The organism is Neisseria sp. N95_16 (assembly GCF_002551535.2).
GTDB classification, from domain to species: Bacteria; Pseudomonadota; Gammaproteobacteria; order Burkholderiales; family Neisseriaceae; genus Neisseria; species Neisseria brasiliensis.
Window position 1 is genome coordinate 1 of sequence record NZ_PDBT02000059.1, and the last position, 15,368, is coordinate 15,368.

The 15,368-nt window shown below is 50.0% G+C and carries 15 protein-coding genes and 3 tRNA genes; 2 read left to right on the forward strand and 16 right to left on the reverse strand.

Translation table 11 applies throughout. The features are described from left to right. From CRG49_RS09470 to def, 16 genes are all read right to left on the reverse strand, one after another. Window positions 1-98 (reverse strand): GTP-binding protein (locus tag CRG49_RS09470; protein WP_002253261.1); only part of this gene is annotated, 98 nt, incomplete at its 3' end. Window positions 99-152: 54 nt separating this feature from the next. Beyond that, a tRNA-Thr gene (locus CRG49_RS09475) sits at window positions 153-227 on the reverse strand. A 12-nt stretch (window positions 228-239) separates the two neighbouring features. Then, window positions 240-313: transfer RNA gene (locus CRG49_RS09480), tRNA-Gly, on the reverse strand. Window positions 314-343: 30 nt separating this feature from the next. Further along, window positions 344-427: transfer RNA gene (locus tag CRG49_RS09485), tRNA-Tyr, on the reverse strand. Window positions 428-525: 98 nt separating this feature from the next. Continuing rightward, entirely contained in the window at window positions 526-777 is a 252-nt protein-coding gene (locus tag CRG49_RS09490) for a YfhL family 4Fe-4S dicluster ferredoxin (protein ID WP_095501954.1), read from the reverse strand. A 119-nt stretch (window positions 778-896) separates the two neighbouring features. Beyond that, entirely contained in the window at window positions 897-1,472 is a 576-nt protein-coding gene (gene rsmD, locus CRG49_RS09495; RefSeq protein WP_095501955.1) for a 16S rRNA (guanine(966)-N(2))-methyltransferase RsmD, read from the reverse strand. A gap of 136 nt (window positions 1,473-1,608) precedes the next feature. Further along, window positions 1,609-3,930 carry a type I DNA topoisomerase gene (gene topA, locus CRG49_RS09500; protein ID WP_095501953.1) on the reverse strand — a complete coding sequence of 774 codons (2,322 nt, stop codon included), beginning with the start codon at window positions 3,928-3,930 and terminating at the stop codon, window positions 1,609-1,611. 63 nt (window positions 3,931-3,993) lie between these two features. Further along, the gene (locus tag CRG49_RS09505) at window positions 3,994-4,449 is read right to left on the reverse strand and encodes a DUF494 family protein (RefSeq protein WP_095501952.1); all 456 of its coding nucleotides are present in this window, start codon (window positions 4,447-4,449) and stop codon (window positions 3,994-3,996) included. A 16-nt stretch (window positions 4,450-4,465) separates the two neighbouring features. Further along, window positions 4,466-5,662, reverse strand: a complete 1,197-nt coding sequence (dprA, locus tag CRG49_RS09510) for a DNA-processing protein DprA (RefSeq protein ID WP_095501951.1) — start codon at window positions 5,660-5,662, stop codon at window positions 4,466-4,468. A 169-nt stretch (window positions 5,663-5,831) separates the two neighbouring features. Continuing rightward, complete coding sequence (locus CRG49_RS09515) at window positions 5,832-7,112, reverse strand: sigma-54 dependent transcriptional regulator (RefSeq protein WP_095501950.1); 1,281 nt, start codon at window positions 7,110-7,112, stop codon at window positions 5,832-5,834. Further along, the gene (locus CRG49_RS09520; protein ID WP_095501949.1) at window positions 7,099-9,228 is read right to left on the reverse strand and encodes a PAS domain-containing sensor histidine kinase; all 2,130 of its coding nucleotides are present in this window, start codon (window positions 9,226-9,228) and stop codon (window positions 7,099-7,101) included. Before CRG49_RS09520 ends, CRG49_RS09515 begins: the two co-directional genes overlap by 14 nt. Before the next feature lie 3 nt (window positions 9,229-9,231). Continuing rightward, entirely contained in the window at window positions 9,232-9,825 is a 594-nt protein-coding gene (locus CRG49_RS09525) for a DUF4390 domain-containing protein (RefSeq protein ID WP_095501948.1), read from the reverse strand. Beyond that, entirely contained in the window at window positions 9,791-11,050 is a 1,260-nt protein-coding gene (rsmB, locus tag CRG49_RS09530) for a 16S rRNA (cytosine(967)-C(5))-methyltransferase RsmB (RefSeq protein WP_095501947.1), read from the reverse strand. The genes CRG49_RS09525 and rsmB overlap by 35 nt, the downstream gene beginning before the upstream one ends. A 101-nt stretch (window positions 11,051-11,151) precedes the next feature. Further along, window positions 11,152-11,850: a GNAT family N-acetyltransferase gene (locus CRG49_RS09535; protein WP_095501946.1), complete on the reverse strand. Its 699-nt coding sequence runs from the start codon at window positions 11,848-11,850 to the stop codon at window positions 11,152-11,154. Window positions 11,851-11,935: 85 nt separating this feature from the next. After that, entirely contained in the window at window positions 11,936-12,862 is a 927-nt protein-coding gene (gene fmt / locus CRG49_RS09540) for a methionyl-tRNA formyltransferase (protein WP_095501945.1), read from the reverse strand. 173 nt (window positions 12,863-13,035) lie between these two features. Further along, window positions 13,036-13,539: a peptide deformylase gene (def, locus tag CRG49_RS09545; protein WP_095501944.1), complete on the reverse strand. Its 504-nt coding sequence runs from the start codon at window positions 13,537-13,539 to the stop codon at window positions 13,036-13,038. A gap of 274 nt (window positions 13,540-13,813) precedes the next feature. Here def and CRG49_RS09550 point away from each other — a divergent pair, with 274 nt between their 5' ends. Together CRG49_RS09550 and CRG49_RS13920 are read left to right on the forward strand one after the other, a co-directional pair. Next, window positions 13,814-15,085 carry a LysM peptidoglycan-binding domain-containing protein gene (locus tag CRG49_RS09550; RefSeq protein ID WP_095501943.1) on the forward strand — a complete coding sequence of 424 codons (1,272 nt, stop codon included), beginning with the start codon at window positions 13,814-13,816 and terminating at the stop codon, window positions 15,083-15,085. A 140-nt stretch (window positions 15,086-15,225) separates the two neighbouring features. After that, the coding region (locus CRG49_RS13920) for a helix-turn-helix domain-containing protein (RefSeq protein WP_157807900.1) at window positions 15,226-15,368 on the forward strand (143 nt) is incomplete at its 3' end.

The following is a 15,368-nucleotide window of genomic DNA, read 5'->3' on the forward strand; positions in this document are numbered from 1 at the left end:
GTCAATGCAGCAGTCAGAGTGGTTTTACCATGGTCAACGTGACCGATGGTGCCAACGTTTACGTGCGGTTTGCTACGTTCAAATTTTTCCTTAGCCATGGCAATAAATCCTATCCTAAGTGTTCAATTAAAAATACGGGTAAATAAATGAGATGGTGCCCATGGGCAGATTTGAACTGCCGGCCTCTCCCTTACCAAGGGAGTGCTCTACCCCTGAGCTACATGGGCTAAATTGTCTATTGGAGCGGGTGAAGGGAATCGAACCCTCACCGTAAGCTTGGAAGGCTTCTGCTCTACCATTGAGCTACACCCGCATACAGTTACTTTGCTCCAAGTAAGAATTTTGGTGGAGGGAGAAGGATTCGAACCTTCGAAGCTCACGCAACAGATTTACAGTCTGCCCCCTTTGACCGCTCGGGAATCCCTCCAAAAGAGAACGCTAGTTTATTTATTTCTCTTTATCAAGTCAAGCAATATTTTTGATGTTTTTTTAAAAAAATCGCAACAACCTGATTATATAAAAAATTTACTTAAACTGAATAATTCTTTCATACTTTGCCATCAGCTCATCATGCGTTTCCGGATGTTCCTCATCAATCAAAATACAGTCCACTGGACATACTTGCTGACATTGCGGCTCATCATAGTGACCGACACATTGTGTACACAAGCTCGGATTGATTTCGTAAATTTCCTCACCTTGGGAAATGGCGTCATTCGGGCACTCAGGCTCACATACGTCACAGTTAATGCACTCATCTGTAATAAAGAGCGACATTTTCGTTTCCTTTTTTATTAAATTTCAAAACCGATGGGCGCGAATTATAGCATAATCTATTCAAAAAAGCGCATGTGCAAAGAATGTTTACACCCTGGTAATGATTATCAAATCCTATACTATTCAGCCACTTGCGCATAATGCAGCAATTGAAAGCGACTCATGCCAGATTTGCCTTCTCGATATTCAGCCAACCATTCCGGCTTGGACGGCAATGTTCCTGCTTCGATATAAACCATTGCATTGCTTGTCAAACGACCTTGCAACAAAGCAAATAAGTCGTCCCACTGCTGCCATGCAAACGGCGGATCCAAAAAAACTACGTCAAACTGCCTACTTTGATTTTTCAGAAAATTCAGGCCGTCTGAAAAAACGGTTTCCACTTGTGCCAAGCCCAATTCACGCGCGTTGCGTTGCAGAGATTGCAGCGTTTGGCGGTGATTATCCACCAACACCACCTGCTTAGCATGGCGTGATGCAGCCTCCAAACCCAGCGCACCACTGCCGCTGAACAAATCCAATACTGTTTTACCGGTTAAATCCTGCCCCAGCCAATTAAACAGCTTCTCACGTACCATATCAGGCGTGGGGCGCAAACCTTCTGCCGACGCAAAAGCCAGCTTACGGCCGCGACATTGCCCACCGATAATACGCACTTGGTTAGTGTGTTTCTGATTGTGTTTTGTCTTTGCCATAAAAACCATAGATTGAGGCCGTCTGAATGTTTCAGACGGCCTGATTAAACCGTAAATCTTATTATACAACAAGTTGATAGATAAAAGGCCGTCTGAAACTGTATTTCACATTTTCAGACAGCCTTTCTATTCAAACCTACTCTTCGTCAGCTTTACTACCCTTAGGCGCAGGCGGTTCAATTTGTTCTTTCCAGCCGCATTCTTTTTGCGGGCAAACCTTTTCCACGCCCCAGCGTTTGGTGGTTTTAGTGGTCAAGACCGGCCATTGGCATTGTGGGCAGGTTTCGGCTACCGGTGGATTCCAAGTGGCGTAGTTACAGTCGGGATAGGTGCTGCAGCTATAAAACAGTTTGCCGTAGCGTGATTTACGCTCGACCAGATGACCTTTTTTACATTGCGGACATTCGACGCCGGTATCTTTCGGTTTTTCCAACGGTTCGATGTGTTTGCACTTCGGATAGTTGGTGCAACCGATAAACTTGCTGCCGGTGCGGCTGTATTTATACACCAATCCGCCGCCGCATTTCGGGCATTCGCGGCCGTCCAGCTCGGCTTGTTCGGCGGCTTCTTTGGCTTGGCGCTCGGCAGCTTCTTCAGCGGTTTCATTCACGTTGCGAGTGTAACCGCATTCGGGATAACCGGCGCAGGCCACAAAGCGACCATTGCGGCCGAATTTGATTTGCAGCTTGTGATTGCCGCATTTCGGGCAAGTTTCGTCCAATTCTTCGGTGGTGAATTTGGCGCGTTCGATGCCTTCTTTTTCTTCAACCTGCTTACTGAAGCCTTTCCAAAACGAATTCATCACCGGCACCCAGCGGCGTTTGCCGTTGGCGATTTCGTCAAGCTGGTCTTCGAGCTTGGCGGTGAAGTGGTAATCGACGTATTGGGCGAAATGTTCGGTCAGGAATTTGTTGACGATGTCGCCGGTATCGGTCGGCATAAAGCGTTTTTGTTCCAACGTCACGTATTCGCGGTCTTTTAGCGTGGAAATAATGCTGGCATAGGTCGATGGGCGGCCGATGCCGAATTCTTCCAAGGCTTTCACCAATGTTGCTTCGTTGAAACGCGGTGGCGGTGTGGTGAAATGCTGTTCACCGTAGAGATTATCCACCGGCAATTTGTCGCCTTCGGCCATTTCCGGTAGCTTTTTGTTTTCTTCGCTCTCGTCGTCGGTGCTTTCTTCGTACACGCTCAAGAAACCGGCAAAGGTTTGCACTTGACCGGTCACGCGGAATACGCCTTTGCCGACGCTGATGTCGACGGTGGTTTGGTCGAATTTAGCCGGCGACATCTGACAGGCAACGGTGCGCTGCCAAATCATTTGGTAAAGCTTGAATTGGTCGGCCGTCAGAAACGGTTTTACGCTTTCAGGCGTGCGGTAAACAGAAGTCGGGCGAATCGCTTCGTGCGCTTCTTGGGCGTTTTTCGACTTGGTTTTGTATTGTTTGGCAGACGACGGCAGATATTCTTTGCCGATTTTGTTTTCGATGTAGTGGCGGATTTCGACCACGGCTTCATCGGCCAAATTCAGGCTGTCGGTACGCATATAGGTAATCAGACCAATCGCACCTTGGCCAACATCGATACCTTCGTAAAGCTGCTGGGCGGTTCGCATGGTGCGGTCGGTGGTCATGCCGAGTTTGCGCACGGCATCTTGCTGCATGGTCGACGTGGTAAACGGCGCGGCCGGATTGCGGCTGCGTTTTTTCTTTTCCACGCCACTGACCACGGCATCTTTACCGGTGAGTTCGTTCAACACATCGGCTTGGGCGGCTTCATTCGGCAATGCGAATTGGTCGAGTTTCTCGCCGTTGTATTGCGCCAATTTGGCGGTGAATTTGCTGCGGCCTTTGTGGCTGTCGAGATGCACCGTCCAATACTCTTGCGCTTCAAATGCGCGGATTTCGTTTTCGCGCTCGCAAATCAAACGCAAAGCCGGGCTTTGTACGCGGCCGGCACTCAAGCCACGGCGGATTTTTTTCCACAGCAGCGGCGACAAGTTGAAACCGACCAAGTAATCCAAAGCACGGCGCGCTTGTTGGGCATCGACCAAGTTGATTTCCAATTCGCGCGGATGGGCGATGGCATCGAGCACCGCGTTTTTGGTGATTTCGTGAAACACCACGCGCTGCGGTTTGATGTTTTTCAGGCCGCGTTTGGATTTGAGGATTTCCTGCAAGTGCCACGAAATGGCTTCGCCTTCCCTATCCGGGTCAGTTGCCAGATAGATGTTTTCGGCTTCTTTGGCTTCGGCCACAATGGCATCAACGTGTTTGGCATTGCGTGAAACCAATTGGTATTTCATGGCGAAGTCGTTTTCCGGATCAACCGCGCCGTTTTTCGGCACGAGATCGCGCACATGGCCGTATGAAGCCAAAATTTCATAATCCCCGCCCAGATATTTTTTTAAGGTTTTGGCCTTAGACGGAGATTCGACGATTACAAGGTTTTTAGCCATCGTTACTCTCTTTTGTTATTGTAAATTTCAGACGGCCTTTTTTATCAAGGCCGTCTGAAAAAATTAATGCATCACAGCGTTGCCGTTTAAAGCCGCCATCAAATCATCGCCGATCAACACCGGCAATTCGCTCTTGTACGCCCACAACACCAGCAAGGTCAGCACTTTGGCGATATCCACAGTGATCTCATCCGCCGGAATGTGCATCAGCGCATGTACCACGATTTCACGCTGCTCGTACGTAATCGCGCGCTCGGCAATCAGATAATGCAGCAAACCCATCACCTCTTGTGGCAACACATCGGCTTCTTCCACGCTGTACACGCGCAAGGCCGTGCCGTCGATCGGCTCAATGGCGAGTTCGGAACTGTTGAGCAACACTTCCATCATCATCAGGGTATTGCCGATTTCCATCGCATCAAAACCGGCATCTTCGAGCAGTTGCCCCAAATCTTCCGGCGGCGGACAGGCATCAAAATCCTGAAAATGTTCGATTAAAAAAGCAATGACTTCGGCCATGCGTGTTCCTTAAATGTTATGTTTTAATCCGTTGGTAGCGTCCGCCGGCCAGCGGAGCGATCACGCCGTCGAGCTCGTATTCCAGCAATTGGGCGTACACATCAGCCGCCGGCCAATTCAGCAACTCGGCCAAGGTATCGGGATGAATGGCATCGTAACCCATGGCATTTAATAAAGTGTCGTCTGCCGTGTTTTGGGTTTCAGACGGCCTGATATCGGTTTCAACAAGCGGTTTGGCGCTTGTCTCGGGCTTGGCTTTCGACTCGGCGGCAAGTGTGTTTTGCGGACGCTTATATATAGAATATGATGGTAATGGGGTGTTTTGCAATAGCTGCGGACATTCTTGTACGATATCTTCCAAACTTTCCACCAGTTTGGCGCCCTCTTTAATCAGCTTGTGGCAGCCTTTGCTGTGCGGATTATCAATCGAACCGGGCACGGCCATCACTTCACGCCCCATCTCGGCCGCGAGCTTGGCGGTAATCAGCGAACCCGACTCTACCGCTGCTTCCACCACCAAGGTCAAACGCGATAATGCGGCAATCAGGCGGTTGCGGCGTGGAAAATTACCGGCATACGGGCGGGTATCTAATGGAAACTCACTGATAATCAGCCCGCGCTCGGCGATTTCGTAGGCAAGCTGTTTATTCGATGGCGGATAAATGCGGTCTATGCCCGTACCCCACACGGCGATGGTACCGCCGTCTGAAAGCAGCGCGCCTTGATGAGCAGCAGTATCAATACCGGCCGCCATACCGGAAACCACTGGAATGCCTTGTTCACTCAAAGCCATGCCGAAATCGCGGGCAATGCGCATCGCCTGCGGGGTGGCATGGCGACTGCCGACAATCGCGGCGGAAGGCTTGTGCAGCAAATCGCTATTGCCGCGTAAAAATAACAACGGCGGCGGCGTAATGCCTTCGGTCAGCATATCGGGGAAATCATCGTCCTGCAACAGCAGCAAACGACAATGTTTCTGCTGCGCCCAATTTAACGCGGCTTCGGCAGCAGCCTTAGCGGCATCGCATTTATCGGCATGTTGCCATGCAGCCACGGCTTGTTTGTGCCTCACCAGTTTCGCAATGATTTCAGACGGCGCGGCCAATGCCGCTTCTGCGCTGCCGAAATGCTGCAGCAAAAGCAAAAAACTTTCCGCACCGATGTAAGGCGTCAGCGCGAGTTGTACCCATGCAAAGCGTTCGTTATCGTTCATGCCCGTACCCTTTTTCAGATGGCCTCAATATCATATTGAATGCCGCCAAAATAATCATTTAAGTAATATTTTTAATAGCAATGATTATACAGACATTGAACGAAATGCAAACAGATGAAGGCCGTCTGAAACATTTTTCACGTTCAGACGGCCTTAAAGCATGAGTTAATTAATCTTCGGTTTTATCGCTGTTGCGGCGGGAAACGCTGATACCGAGCTGCTTCAATTTACGGTATAAATGCGTGCGCTCCAAACCGACTTTTTGCGCCACACGGCTCATGTTTTGGCCTTCTTGCGCAATATGGTATTCAAAATAGCGACGTTCCAGTTCTTCGCGCAATTCACGCAACGGCATATTGAAATTAAAACCGCCGACCATTTCCGATGAAGCAGACGGCACATGCTGCCCCAAGGCCGCCGCAGCCGCTTGCTCTTGCACTTCTTCGCCATCGGCTTCTAAAGCCAAGTTTTTCACCACGGTGCGCAGTTGCTCAAAGTTGCCCGGCCATTCGTATTGGCGCAACACGGTCAGCGCGCCGTTACTGAATTTGGCCAGCGGAATTTTTTGCGTCTCGGCCAATTCAATCAAAATTTGGTTAACCAAGAAAACAATGTCATCCGGCTGGCTGCGCAAAGTCGGCACACCGACAATGATTTTGGATAATAAGCCCGGCAATTTGTTGTCTGCCGTGGCCGATTCGGCCAACTCTTCTGCCGATCGGCTGCTGGCTGCCACGATGCGCACATTGTAGCGGTCAGCTTTGCCCAATAAGAATACGATGCCGTTTTGAATATTTTTGCTGTATTGCGCGATGTCGCCGACATACAAAATACCGCCGCTGGCTTTTTGCAGCAATTCGAGCGGTGTATCGACAATATGCTCAACTTTACCCGGCTCCGCCCACGGTGTGCCGTTTTTATGGAAGTAGCGGGCTACCCATTCAAACGGAGAACCGGCTTCACCGGTCAGTAATACCGGCCCACTCTGTTTGGAAGCCAACTCTAATTTTTGATTCAATTCCTGAATCACCGGACTGTTGCCCAAACGGTCTAAAGACAAACCGGCTGCCGCCTGCATTTCGCCGTGTTTCAGGGCGCGATCAACGGTAGACAGCAACTTTTGCAGGGCAATCGGTTTTTCCAAGAAATCCAATGCACCGATTTTGGTGGCCTCGACCGCCGTGTCAATGCTGGCGTGACCACTCATCATCACCACCGGCATATTGAGTTGGCCGTTTTTCGCCCACTCTTTCAGCAAGGTAATTCCGTCGCAATCGGGCATCCAAATGTCCAGCAAAACCATGGCCGGACGGGTTTGGTGGCGCAATTGACGTGCTTCTTCAGCATTTTCTGCCAAAGTCACGGTATAACCTTCGTCTTGGAGGATTTCCGATAGTAAATCTCGGATACCCACCTCGTCATCTACAATTAAAATATCACTGCTGCGCATAAGTTTCTACCTGTTGGGGTAACGCTATTTTGACACATGCACCGCCGTCGGTCTGATTGCTCAAGCTGATACGGCCACCGTGCTCTTCAATAATTTTCTTGACCACAGGCAAGCCCAGCCCTGTACCTGTCGGTTTGTCGGTTACATAAGGCTCAAAGGCATTATGCAACATTTCTTTGCTGAAGCTTTTGCCGTTGTTGCAAACGGTCAAAATGGCCTGCCCATCGTCACTCAACGCGGTTTCGATGTTTACCTGTGGATTCGGGTCACTTTCTGCCGCTTCAGCCGCATTTTTAAATATATTGTGCAACACCTGCCGCATGGCGGTGGTATCTGCATGGATGAATAACTCTATATTACTGAATTTAGCAGCAAATGTACACGCGCTGCCTTCATACAGCACCAATACTTCTTCTACTAAAGTATTTAAATCATGTTTTTCCAAACTCAACGACGGCGCGCGAGCATAATTGCGGAAGGCTTCTACCATTTCTTTCAGCGCGGCCACCTGCTTGACGATGGTATCGGTTGAGCGGGTCAAAATCTGGGCGTGTTGCTCATCCAATTTATCATGCAATTTCCATGCCAATCTTTCGGCGGATAATTGAATCGGTGTCAGTGGATTACGGATTTCGTGCGCCAAACGCTTGGCTACCTCGCCCCATGCCGCTTCTTTTTGCGCGCGCATAAGCAAGGTAACATCGTCAATCACCATCACCAAACCGCTGTCATTGTCTTCCGGCAAAAGCGTGGCTTTGCCAATCAGAATCCGCGCATCATCGGGCGCAGCATATTCCACCTGCACCGGCTTATTGGTATCGGCCGTGGCTTCAATTGCGGCAAACACATCGGCCAGCAAAGTCTGCTGTGGCGACTGCCCGCGCCAATCGTGCCAATTACTGCCCCACAACGGCACCAGCGATACGCCTAAAATGTGTTCGGCGGATTTATTGAAAGTTTTCAGACGGCCTTCTGCATCCAAAGTAATCACGCCAGTGGTCAGGCTTTCCAACACGCATTCCAAATAATGGCGGGCGGCTTCCTGTTGCAAGCGGCTGCGTTCATCCACATCTTTGGCAATCGCCAATTGCTGGGTCATGTGGTTGAACAAATGTGTCAAACGGCCGAATTCGTCGTTGCGGTACACCGGTCGCTGCTGGCTGAAATCACCCTGCGCCACCGCCCGTGCACCTTCTGCCAACGACAAAATCGGCTCGACGAAGCGGCGGGCAAAATACAAAGCCATTACCAAAGCCAAGAAAATCGCCAGCAATGCCGCTACCAATAAAGTCACCAGAAAGAAGGTTTGCAAGCCTTGCTTGGCATAGCTTAATTCAGCATATTTTGCGCGCGCTGACTCAATCAGGGTCGCATCCTGCGCCACATTTTGCGGAATCGGCTGACGGAAGAAAAAGGCATATTCCTGATTGTTGTAGTTGCCAATCGACAACCAACCCTGCGCATACAACACATTGCCGATGTTTTCCAAGTTGCGCAGCGAACCGGCTTGCTGCAATTGCTCTTGGCCGGCCTTATCAATTTTCGGCTGGTTTAGGTTTTGCGGATTGATAACTTTTTCAAAACGGTCTTGGCTTAAGTTATACAAGGCCAATTGGGTGAAATCGTTGGCATTCGAAGCGGCAGCCAGCGCGTTGCCCAAATCATTATCCAAAGACGATGCGCTGATTAAATCAATTTGAATCGGCGTGGCATTGCTGACGGCATTGTCCACCGCCAAATCCAAGGCCGATTTGCTCAAGTTTAAGCTGCGCTCCAGTGCTTGTTCGGTGTCATTACCGAACCAAGAATTAATCGTGCCGTTAATAAACTGGGCGGAAATACCGAACAAAAATACGCTCGGCAACACCGCCACCAAGGTAAACATACCCGACAGGCGGCGGGCGATTTGCGAGCCGAACACGCCGTTTTTGCTGTCGCGCATGAGCAGCAGCACATAGCGCACCAATACTGCAGCCAACACCAGCATCAACAGGCCACACAGGACGATAATCCACCAAAAATAATCGGCAATCCTACTGCTGCTGCCCGTAGCAACCGTCAATCCGTAGAGCAGTGCCACGGCCAACAAAACGGCGATTAAGAGAAAGCGGCGCATGATTTATTCCTGCGTAACCGTCAAGCTTTTCCAGCCCGAATCCAAGCTCCAGCTTCGTGATGTCAGGGCATTGATTTGGAAAGGCTTCGGCAGCTTGGATGTGGATAATTGCAAACGGATTTGTGCTTTGATGTCTTTCGGCTCGCTGTTGCGCAAAGTGCCTTTACTCAATACTTTCCAGTTGGCAATCGCACCCACCGCACGCAAGGCAGCATTCAAGGTATCGTATTCGGTGGAAAACGTGCCCACGGTAACGCGATAGCGGTTGGTCAACGGATGAAACGATAATTTATAGTTGACCGTATTGCCGTCGTTTAAAAGATGTTCCAAGCGGAAACGGTAGGCCGCAATCGTCGGCTCCGACAATTGGTAAGACAAAGAAAAATTCAGCGGCACGCCTTGTTGCAAGGCTTGTTTGAGCTGGTCGGGCAACTCGGTTTTGAAACGGCTGCTGACCGACAATTGGCCGTTATCCATCAAGCCGGCCTCGGCACGGGTCGCACTGATGCCTTCCGCCGCCGCGTGCAACGACGCAGCCAGCAGAATCGGCAGCAGCATGAATTTACTGCTTTTGAATAAGCGCGTAATAAAAGCCATCTTGGTGTTTGTTCGGTAAAAGTACATGCGATTCCAGCAAGCGGGCATCGGCATGGCGGTTAAGGAATTTTTGCAGCTGCTGATCGTTTTCTTCGACAAAAATCGAACACGTCGCCAACAGCATCCTGCTGTTTTTTGTCAGAGTTTGCCATAAAGCGTCCAACAAGGCTTCCTGTTGGCGGGCGGTTTTCAGCGCATCATTGGGGCGGCGCAGCCATTTGATGTCGGGATTGCGGCGCGCCACACCCGAAGCGGTACACGGCACATCGGCCAATACCGCGTCAAACTGTTTGCCATCATACCATGCAGCCAAATCCTGCGCATCGGCGCAATGCAAAGTGGCCGTATGAAAGCCCAAGCGGTCGATATTGCTTTGTACGCGCGCCAAACGCGTCGCATCAATATCCAAAGCAGTCACATGACAATCGGCCAATTCCAGCAAATGCCCTGTTTTCCCACCCGGTGCAGCGCAGGCATCAAGAATGCGTTCACCGTTTTGTGGATTGAGCAGATACGCCGCTTTTTGCGCACCAAAGTCCTGTACCGACACCAGGCCGTCTGAAAAACCGGGCAAACGGCTTACCGGCACGGCTTCGGCCAAGGTCACTGCATATTCATCCAAAGCCTTTGCTTCAATGCCTTCCGCAGCCAATTTTTGCAGATAATCTTCCGCATTGCCGTGGCGGCGGTTAACACGCAAAGTCATCGGCGGATGCGACTGCAGCGCGGCGGTGATGTTGTGCCAATATTTCGGATAATGGTTTTGCAGATACGCCACCCACCATTGCGGCAGATTGTGTTTGGCCGTGTCATCGTATTTGCACGCTGCCGCCAGCTTGTCGCGCTCACGCAGGAAACGGCGCAAAATCGCATTGGCAAACGAGCGATACTGGCCGCGGCCGATTTTGGCAATGCTCTCCACCGCTTCATTCACCACCGCATGCGGCGCATTGCGCGTGTAATGCAGTTGGTACAACGCCGCCAACAGCAGGCTTTCCAGCTGCAAATTATCAATCGGCTTATTCAGCATTTTGCCAAGCATAAATTTCAGACTGCCCAGATAACGCTGGCAACCGTAAGCAATGTCTTGCAGCGCACCACTTTCCTGCGCGCTCAATTCAGGGTTGGCCGCACGAATGGTCGCCAATACGTCTTGCAGGTTCTGCCCCTGCGCCACCGCCGCAATACTGTCGGCGGCCAGCTTTTGTGCCAATGCCATACTCATGGGAACACTTTCATAATTGGTTTACTTTTCTTTTTTCAGACGGCCTTGATGATTTGAGGCCGTCTGAAACAAATTCATTGATTATCTTGTTAAACAAATATTTATATTTCGCTCAACGACACACGTTGATTCCCCTGCTCATCAAAATTGGTATCGTCCAACCACCGCTCGAAACGCGCTTTACTCTGCGACCATTCGCTGTCTATCATCGAAAACCAAGCCGTATCACGGCTACGGCCTTTATATACCGCAGCCTGTCGGAAAATGCCTTCAAATTGGAAACCCAAACGCAATGCCGCCTTACGCGACAGCTCGTTTAAGGCATCGCATTTCCATTCATAACGACGGTATTTCAGCGTTTCAAACACATATTTTGCCAACAGATACTGCGCTTCCGTGGCGATCCGCGTGCGTTTAAGCGCATCAGAATACACCACCCAGCCCACTTCAATCACACGATTGGCCGTATCAATCCGCATCAAGCTCAGCGAACCCACCGCCCGATTGCTTGCCGTATCGATGATGGCGAAAAAATACGGATCGGCCGAAGCTTCATAACCCGCCATCAACTCATCAAACTCAACATGATCGGCCATCGGAAAAATCGGCAAATACGTCCAATTGCGCATCGGGCTGTGTTCGACAGCATACACCTCATACAAATCCGCACCATGTTTGGCAGCAGAAAGCTTTTCCAAACGGCAAAACTTTCCTGACAACAGCGTTACTTCAGGATAACTGCCGGTTGTGTAATCAGGCAAAGATTTACCGATGGGTTGGTTGAATTGATTGATAGGCATGAGGCGTCTTTCTTTTTTAGATTTTTTCAGACGGCCTTGATGATTGAAGGCCGTCTGAACGTCTTGTCTAGAATTACCACGAGTCTTACAAAACCGTCCCCGCTTCAATCGTGCGCCCTGCGGCAAAAGCCTGAATGCTCATGCGTTTACTTCCGGCAGGTTGCAATTCGGTAATCTTCAGCGCATGTTCACCGCAGGCAACAATCAGGCCATCTGAATTACAGGCCAACACTTCGCCTGCTTTGCCGCTTTGGTTCACAGTTTCGGCAGCCCAAATTTTCATCGGTTTGCCGTCCCATTCCAACCATGCGGCCGGCACAGGGTTAAAGGCGCGGATTTTGCGGGCAACCACATCGGCGGATTCCTGCCAGTTGATTTTGGCTTCTTCTTTGGTGAGTTTTTGCGCGTAGGTCACGCCATCTTCAGGCTGCGGCGTGCTGTTCAGACGACCCTCTGCCTGCAAGCGTTGCAAATCGGCAACAATCGCATCAGCACCTATCGCCATCAGCGCATCGTGCACTTCATTGGCGGTATCGGTCGGGGCGATGGTGTAGCGGTGTTCGCTGACGACGTTACCAGTATCCAAGCCGATGTCCATCTGCATGATGCACACGCCGGTTTGGGCATCGCCGGCTTCAATGGCACGCTGAATCGGGGCAGCACCACGCCAACGCGGCAACAGCGAGGCATGAATATTCAGGCAACCGTGGCGCGGCGTGTCGAGCACATCTTGCGGCAGAATCAGGCCGTAGGCGGCCACGACCATTACATCGGCGGCCACGTCTTTAAGCATTTGCAAGGCTTCGGCGTTGTTGCGCAGCTTTTCCGGCTGCTCCACACGCAAACCCAATTCCAGCGCGGCCTGCTTCACCGGTGATGCTTGCAACTGCATGCCGCGGCCTTTGGGGCGGTCGGGCTGGGTCAACACCAGCGGAATGTCGAAACCGGCGGCAGCAATGGCTTTGAGTGCGGCGGCGGCAAAATCGGGCGTACCGGCAAAAATCACTTTCATGGTTGTCTTTCTTCAAGGGTTTCAGACGGCCTTTGAACAGATAGATTTGGCTAGTATTTCAGGCCGTCTGAACGTTTAATCTGATGATTTGACGCATATTATAGCAGCCAAATAAAGCATGCCGTCTGAAAACGGGAAATGTTTTCAGACGGCATGTTGAGATTACATCCTGATTACAGGTTGTGTTTTTGGCGTTTTTTCAGCTTGGTTTTGATGCGGTTTTGCTTCAGCTGCGACAAATGTTCGACAAACACTTTACCCATCAGGTGGTCGAGTTCGTGCTGAATACAAATTGCCAGCAGGCCGTCTGTTTCAAGGGTGAATTTTTCGCCTTTTTCGTCCAACGCTTCTACTTTGACGCGTTCGGCGCGGGTAACGGTGTCGTAAATGCCGGGCACCGACAGGCAGCCTTCTTCGTAAGTGGTTTCGCCTTCTTTTTCAATGATGACGGGATTGATGAACACGCGCGGTTCGCTTTTGTCTTCGGTCAAATCCATCACTACCACGCGCTCGTGCACGTCAACCTGCGTTGCCGCCAAGCCGATGCCGCGCGCTTCGTACATGGTTTCAAACATGTCTTTAACTAAAGTTTGGATGCGCTCATCAATTTCGGCTACCGGCTGGGCGACCGTGTGCAGGCGTTCATCTGGATATTGGAGGATGTTTAACAGTGCCATTTTTTTATCTTCTCAATCGGAAACAGTAAATTTGTGTATGTACTTTGATACGCTTTATCATGGCAACGCCATTATTTCTAGAATGACGGTAACATTCAATGATAAAATAGCGTTTTATGAATTTTTACTCAGCTTATCGCCGAATAAATATCAATAGGCAAATTCTAACACAGTAGCCTGCTTCACGCCCATTGTTATTTTTCACGCCACGATTGACGCATTCTTGATTCAGCTAAATTGATGACAAACCGCATTATTTTCAAGGGGAACGGTTATGCAAAAACGTATTATAGCCCTGCTTTGTATGGCAGGTGTGGCAATTTCTGCCCAAGTTCATGCAGCGGCGTTGAAAGTGCGCCCGAATGCGCCGCAACGCTATGTAGTCAAACCGGGCGACACGTTATGGGGCATTTCAGGCAAATATCTCTACAGCCCATGGCAATGGAACCGCCTTTGGGGCGCCAACCGCAGCGAAATCCGCAATCCGCATTTGATTTATCCGGGTCAGGTGTTGGTGTTGCGCTACGTCAACGGCCAACCGCGCTTGGGTTTTGAAAGCTCAAGCATGGGTTCAGACGGCATTCCGACCATCAAACTCAGCCCGCGCATCCGCGAAACGTCAGGCTACGGCATTCCGACTGTGAACGTGAATTTCTACCGCTTGTTTATGAAGCATCCTCAAGTAATTGGCCAATTACAGACCCAAGATGCACCGAGATTGATTGAAGGTCCTGACAGCCGCTTGCTTTATACCAAAGGCAACCGCGTTTACGCTTACGGCATTACCGAACCCGGCCGTTATTTGGTTTACCGCGCTCTCAAAGATATTACCGACCCTGTAACCAAAAAATTCTTAGGTCAGGAAGTCGCTTTTAGCGGTATTGTCAGCACCCTACCTTACACCAATAGCGCACTTGAAGCCGCTTCTGATGAAGATACGTTTTATTTGAAAGAAGGCGAATACTTTACACGCAATCATCCGCTTCTTAAAGTGCCGACACAAACTGCTCAGCCGATGGTGGTTGAAGAAGCAATCTCCGAAATCCGTAAAGGCGATTTTCTGCTAAAACTTAATGGCGAGACGGACAGTTTCCACATGATGCCGCATGCACCGGAACAAGCTATTGATGGCAAAATCGTTTCTATCTTTGAAGGCGTAAGCGAAGCAGGTCAATTCCAAACCGTTACTATTAACAAAGGCGAAGCCGATGGTATTGATAAAGGCACTGTTGTCAGCCTTTACAAGCGTAGTCGCCAAACTCGGGTTGACCTAGAAAATAGTGAAAAAAGTCGTAAGAGCGTTGTGAAATATGTCTCTATTCCTGCGGAAGAAGTGGGTTTAGCCATGGTTTACCGTACCAGCCAAAACTTGTCTTCAGCAATTATTTTGGAGAGCCTAACCAATATTAATATTGGCGATACGGTTTCTAATCCAGGTCGCGACCTTGACAACATGGCAGATGATAAACCACATGTTCGCAATGAACCACAAGACTCACATGACACCGAATACAATCAATACAATATCCATAGCAACATCAAATAAACTGTAATGTTTAAATGAATCAAAGGCCGTCTGAAATTTTTTCAGACGGCCTTACATTCGCCTAACAAGTGCAATTTCCAATAACAGAAAAGGCCAGTATGCGGTAGTATACTGCCTTTCCTGACAAGAAAGATTGCAATATGGCCTACACACAACTGACCTCACACCAAAGATACTACATTTCCAGACATTACCGCAACCTACCCCTAAACCAAATCGCACAGAACATCGGTTGTCATCCCGCCACCGTCAGTCGGGAAATCAGACGGCATTCCGTCAACGG

Bases quoted from the DNA above. Each gene is read 5' to 3' on its own strand.
- CRG49_RS09505 (WP_095501952.1), bottom strand. From the start codon at position 4,449: ATGGCCGAAGTCATTGCTTTTTTAATCGAACATTTTCAGGATTTTGAT.
- rsmD (WP_095501955.1), bottom strand. From the start codon at position 1,472: ATGGCAAAGACAAAACACAATCAGAAACACACTAACCAAGTGCGTATT.
- CRG49_RS09535 (WP_095501946.1), bottom strand. From the start codon at position 11,850: ATGCCTATCAATCAATTCAACCAACCCATCGGTAAATCTTTGCCTGAT.
- def (WP_095501944.1), bottom strand. From the start codon at position 13,539: ATGGCACTGTTAAACATCCTCCAATATCCAGATGAACGCCTGCACACG.
- CRG49_RS09550 (WP_095501943.1), top strand. From the start codon at position 13,814: ATGCAAAAACGTATTATAGCCCTGCTTTGTATGGCAGGTGTGGCAATT.
- fmt (WP_095501945.1), bottom strand. From the start codon at position 12,862: ATGAAAGTGATTTTTGCCGGTACGCCCGATTTTGCCGCCGCCGCACTC.
- rsmB (WP_095501947.1), bottom strand. From the start codon at position 11,050: ATGAGTATGGCATTGGCACAAAAGCTGGCCGCCGACAGTATTGCGGCG.
- dprA (WP_095501951.1), bottom strand. From the start codon at position 5,662: ATGAACGATAACGAACGCTTTGCATGGGTACAACTCGCGCTGACGCCT.
- CRG49_RS09490 (WP_095501954.1), bottom strand. From the start codon at position 777: ATGTCGCTCTTTATTACAGATGAGTGCATTAACTGTGACGTATGTGAG.
- CRG49_RS09520 (WP_095501949.1), bottom strand. From the start codon at position 9,228: ATGCGCCGCTTTCTCTTAATCGCCGTTTTGTTGGCCGTGGCACTGCTC.
- CRG49_RS09515 (WP_095501950.1), bottom strand. From the start codon at position 7,112: ATGCGCAGCAGTGATATTTTAATTGTAGATGACGAGGTGGGTATCCGA.
- topA (WP_095501953.1), bottom strand. From the start codon at position 3,930: ATGGCTAAAAACCTTGTAATCGTCGAATCTCCGTCTAAGGCCAAAACC.
- CRG49_RS09525 (WP_095501948.1), bottom strand. From the start codon at position 9,825: ATGGCTTTTATTACGCGCTTATTCAAAAGCAGTAAATTCATGCTGCTG.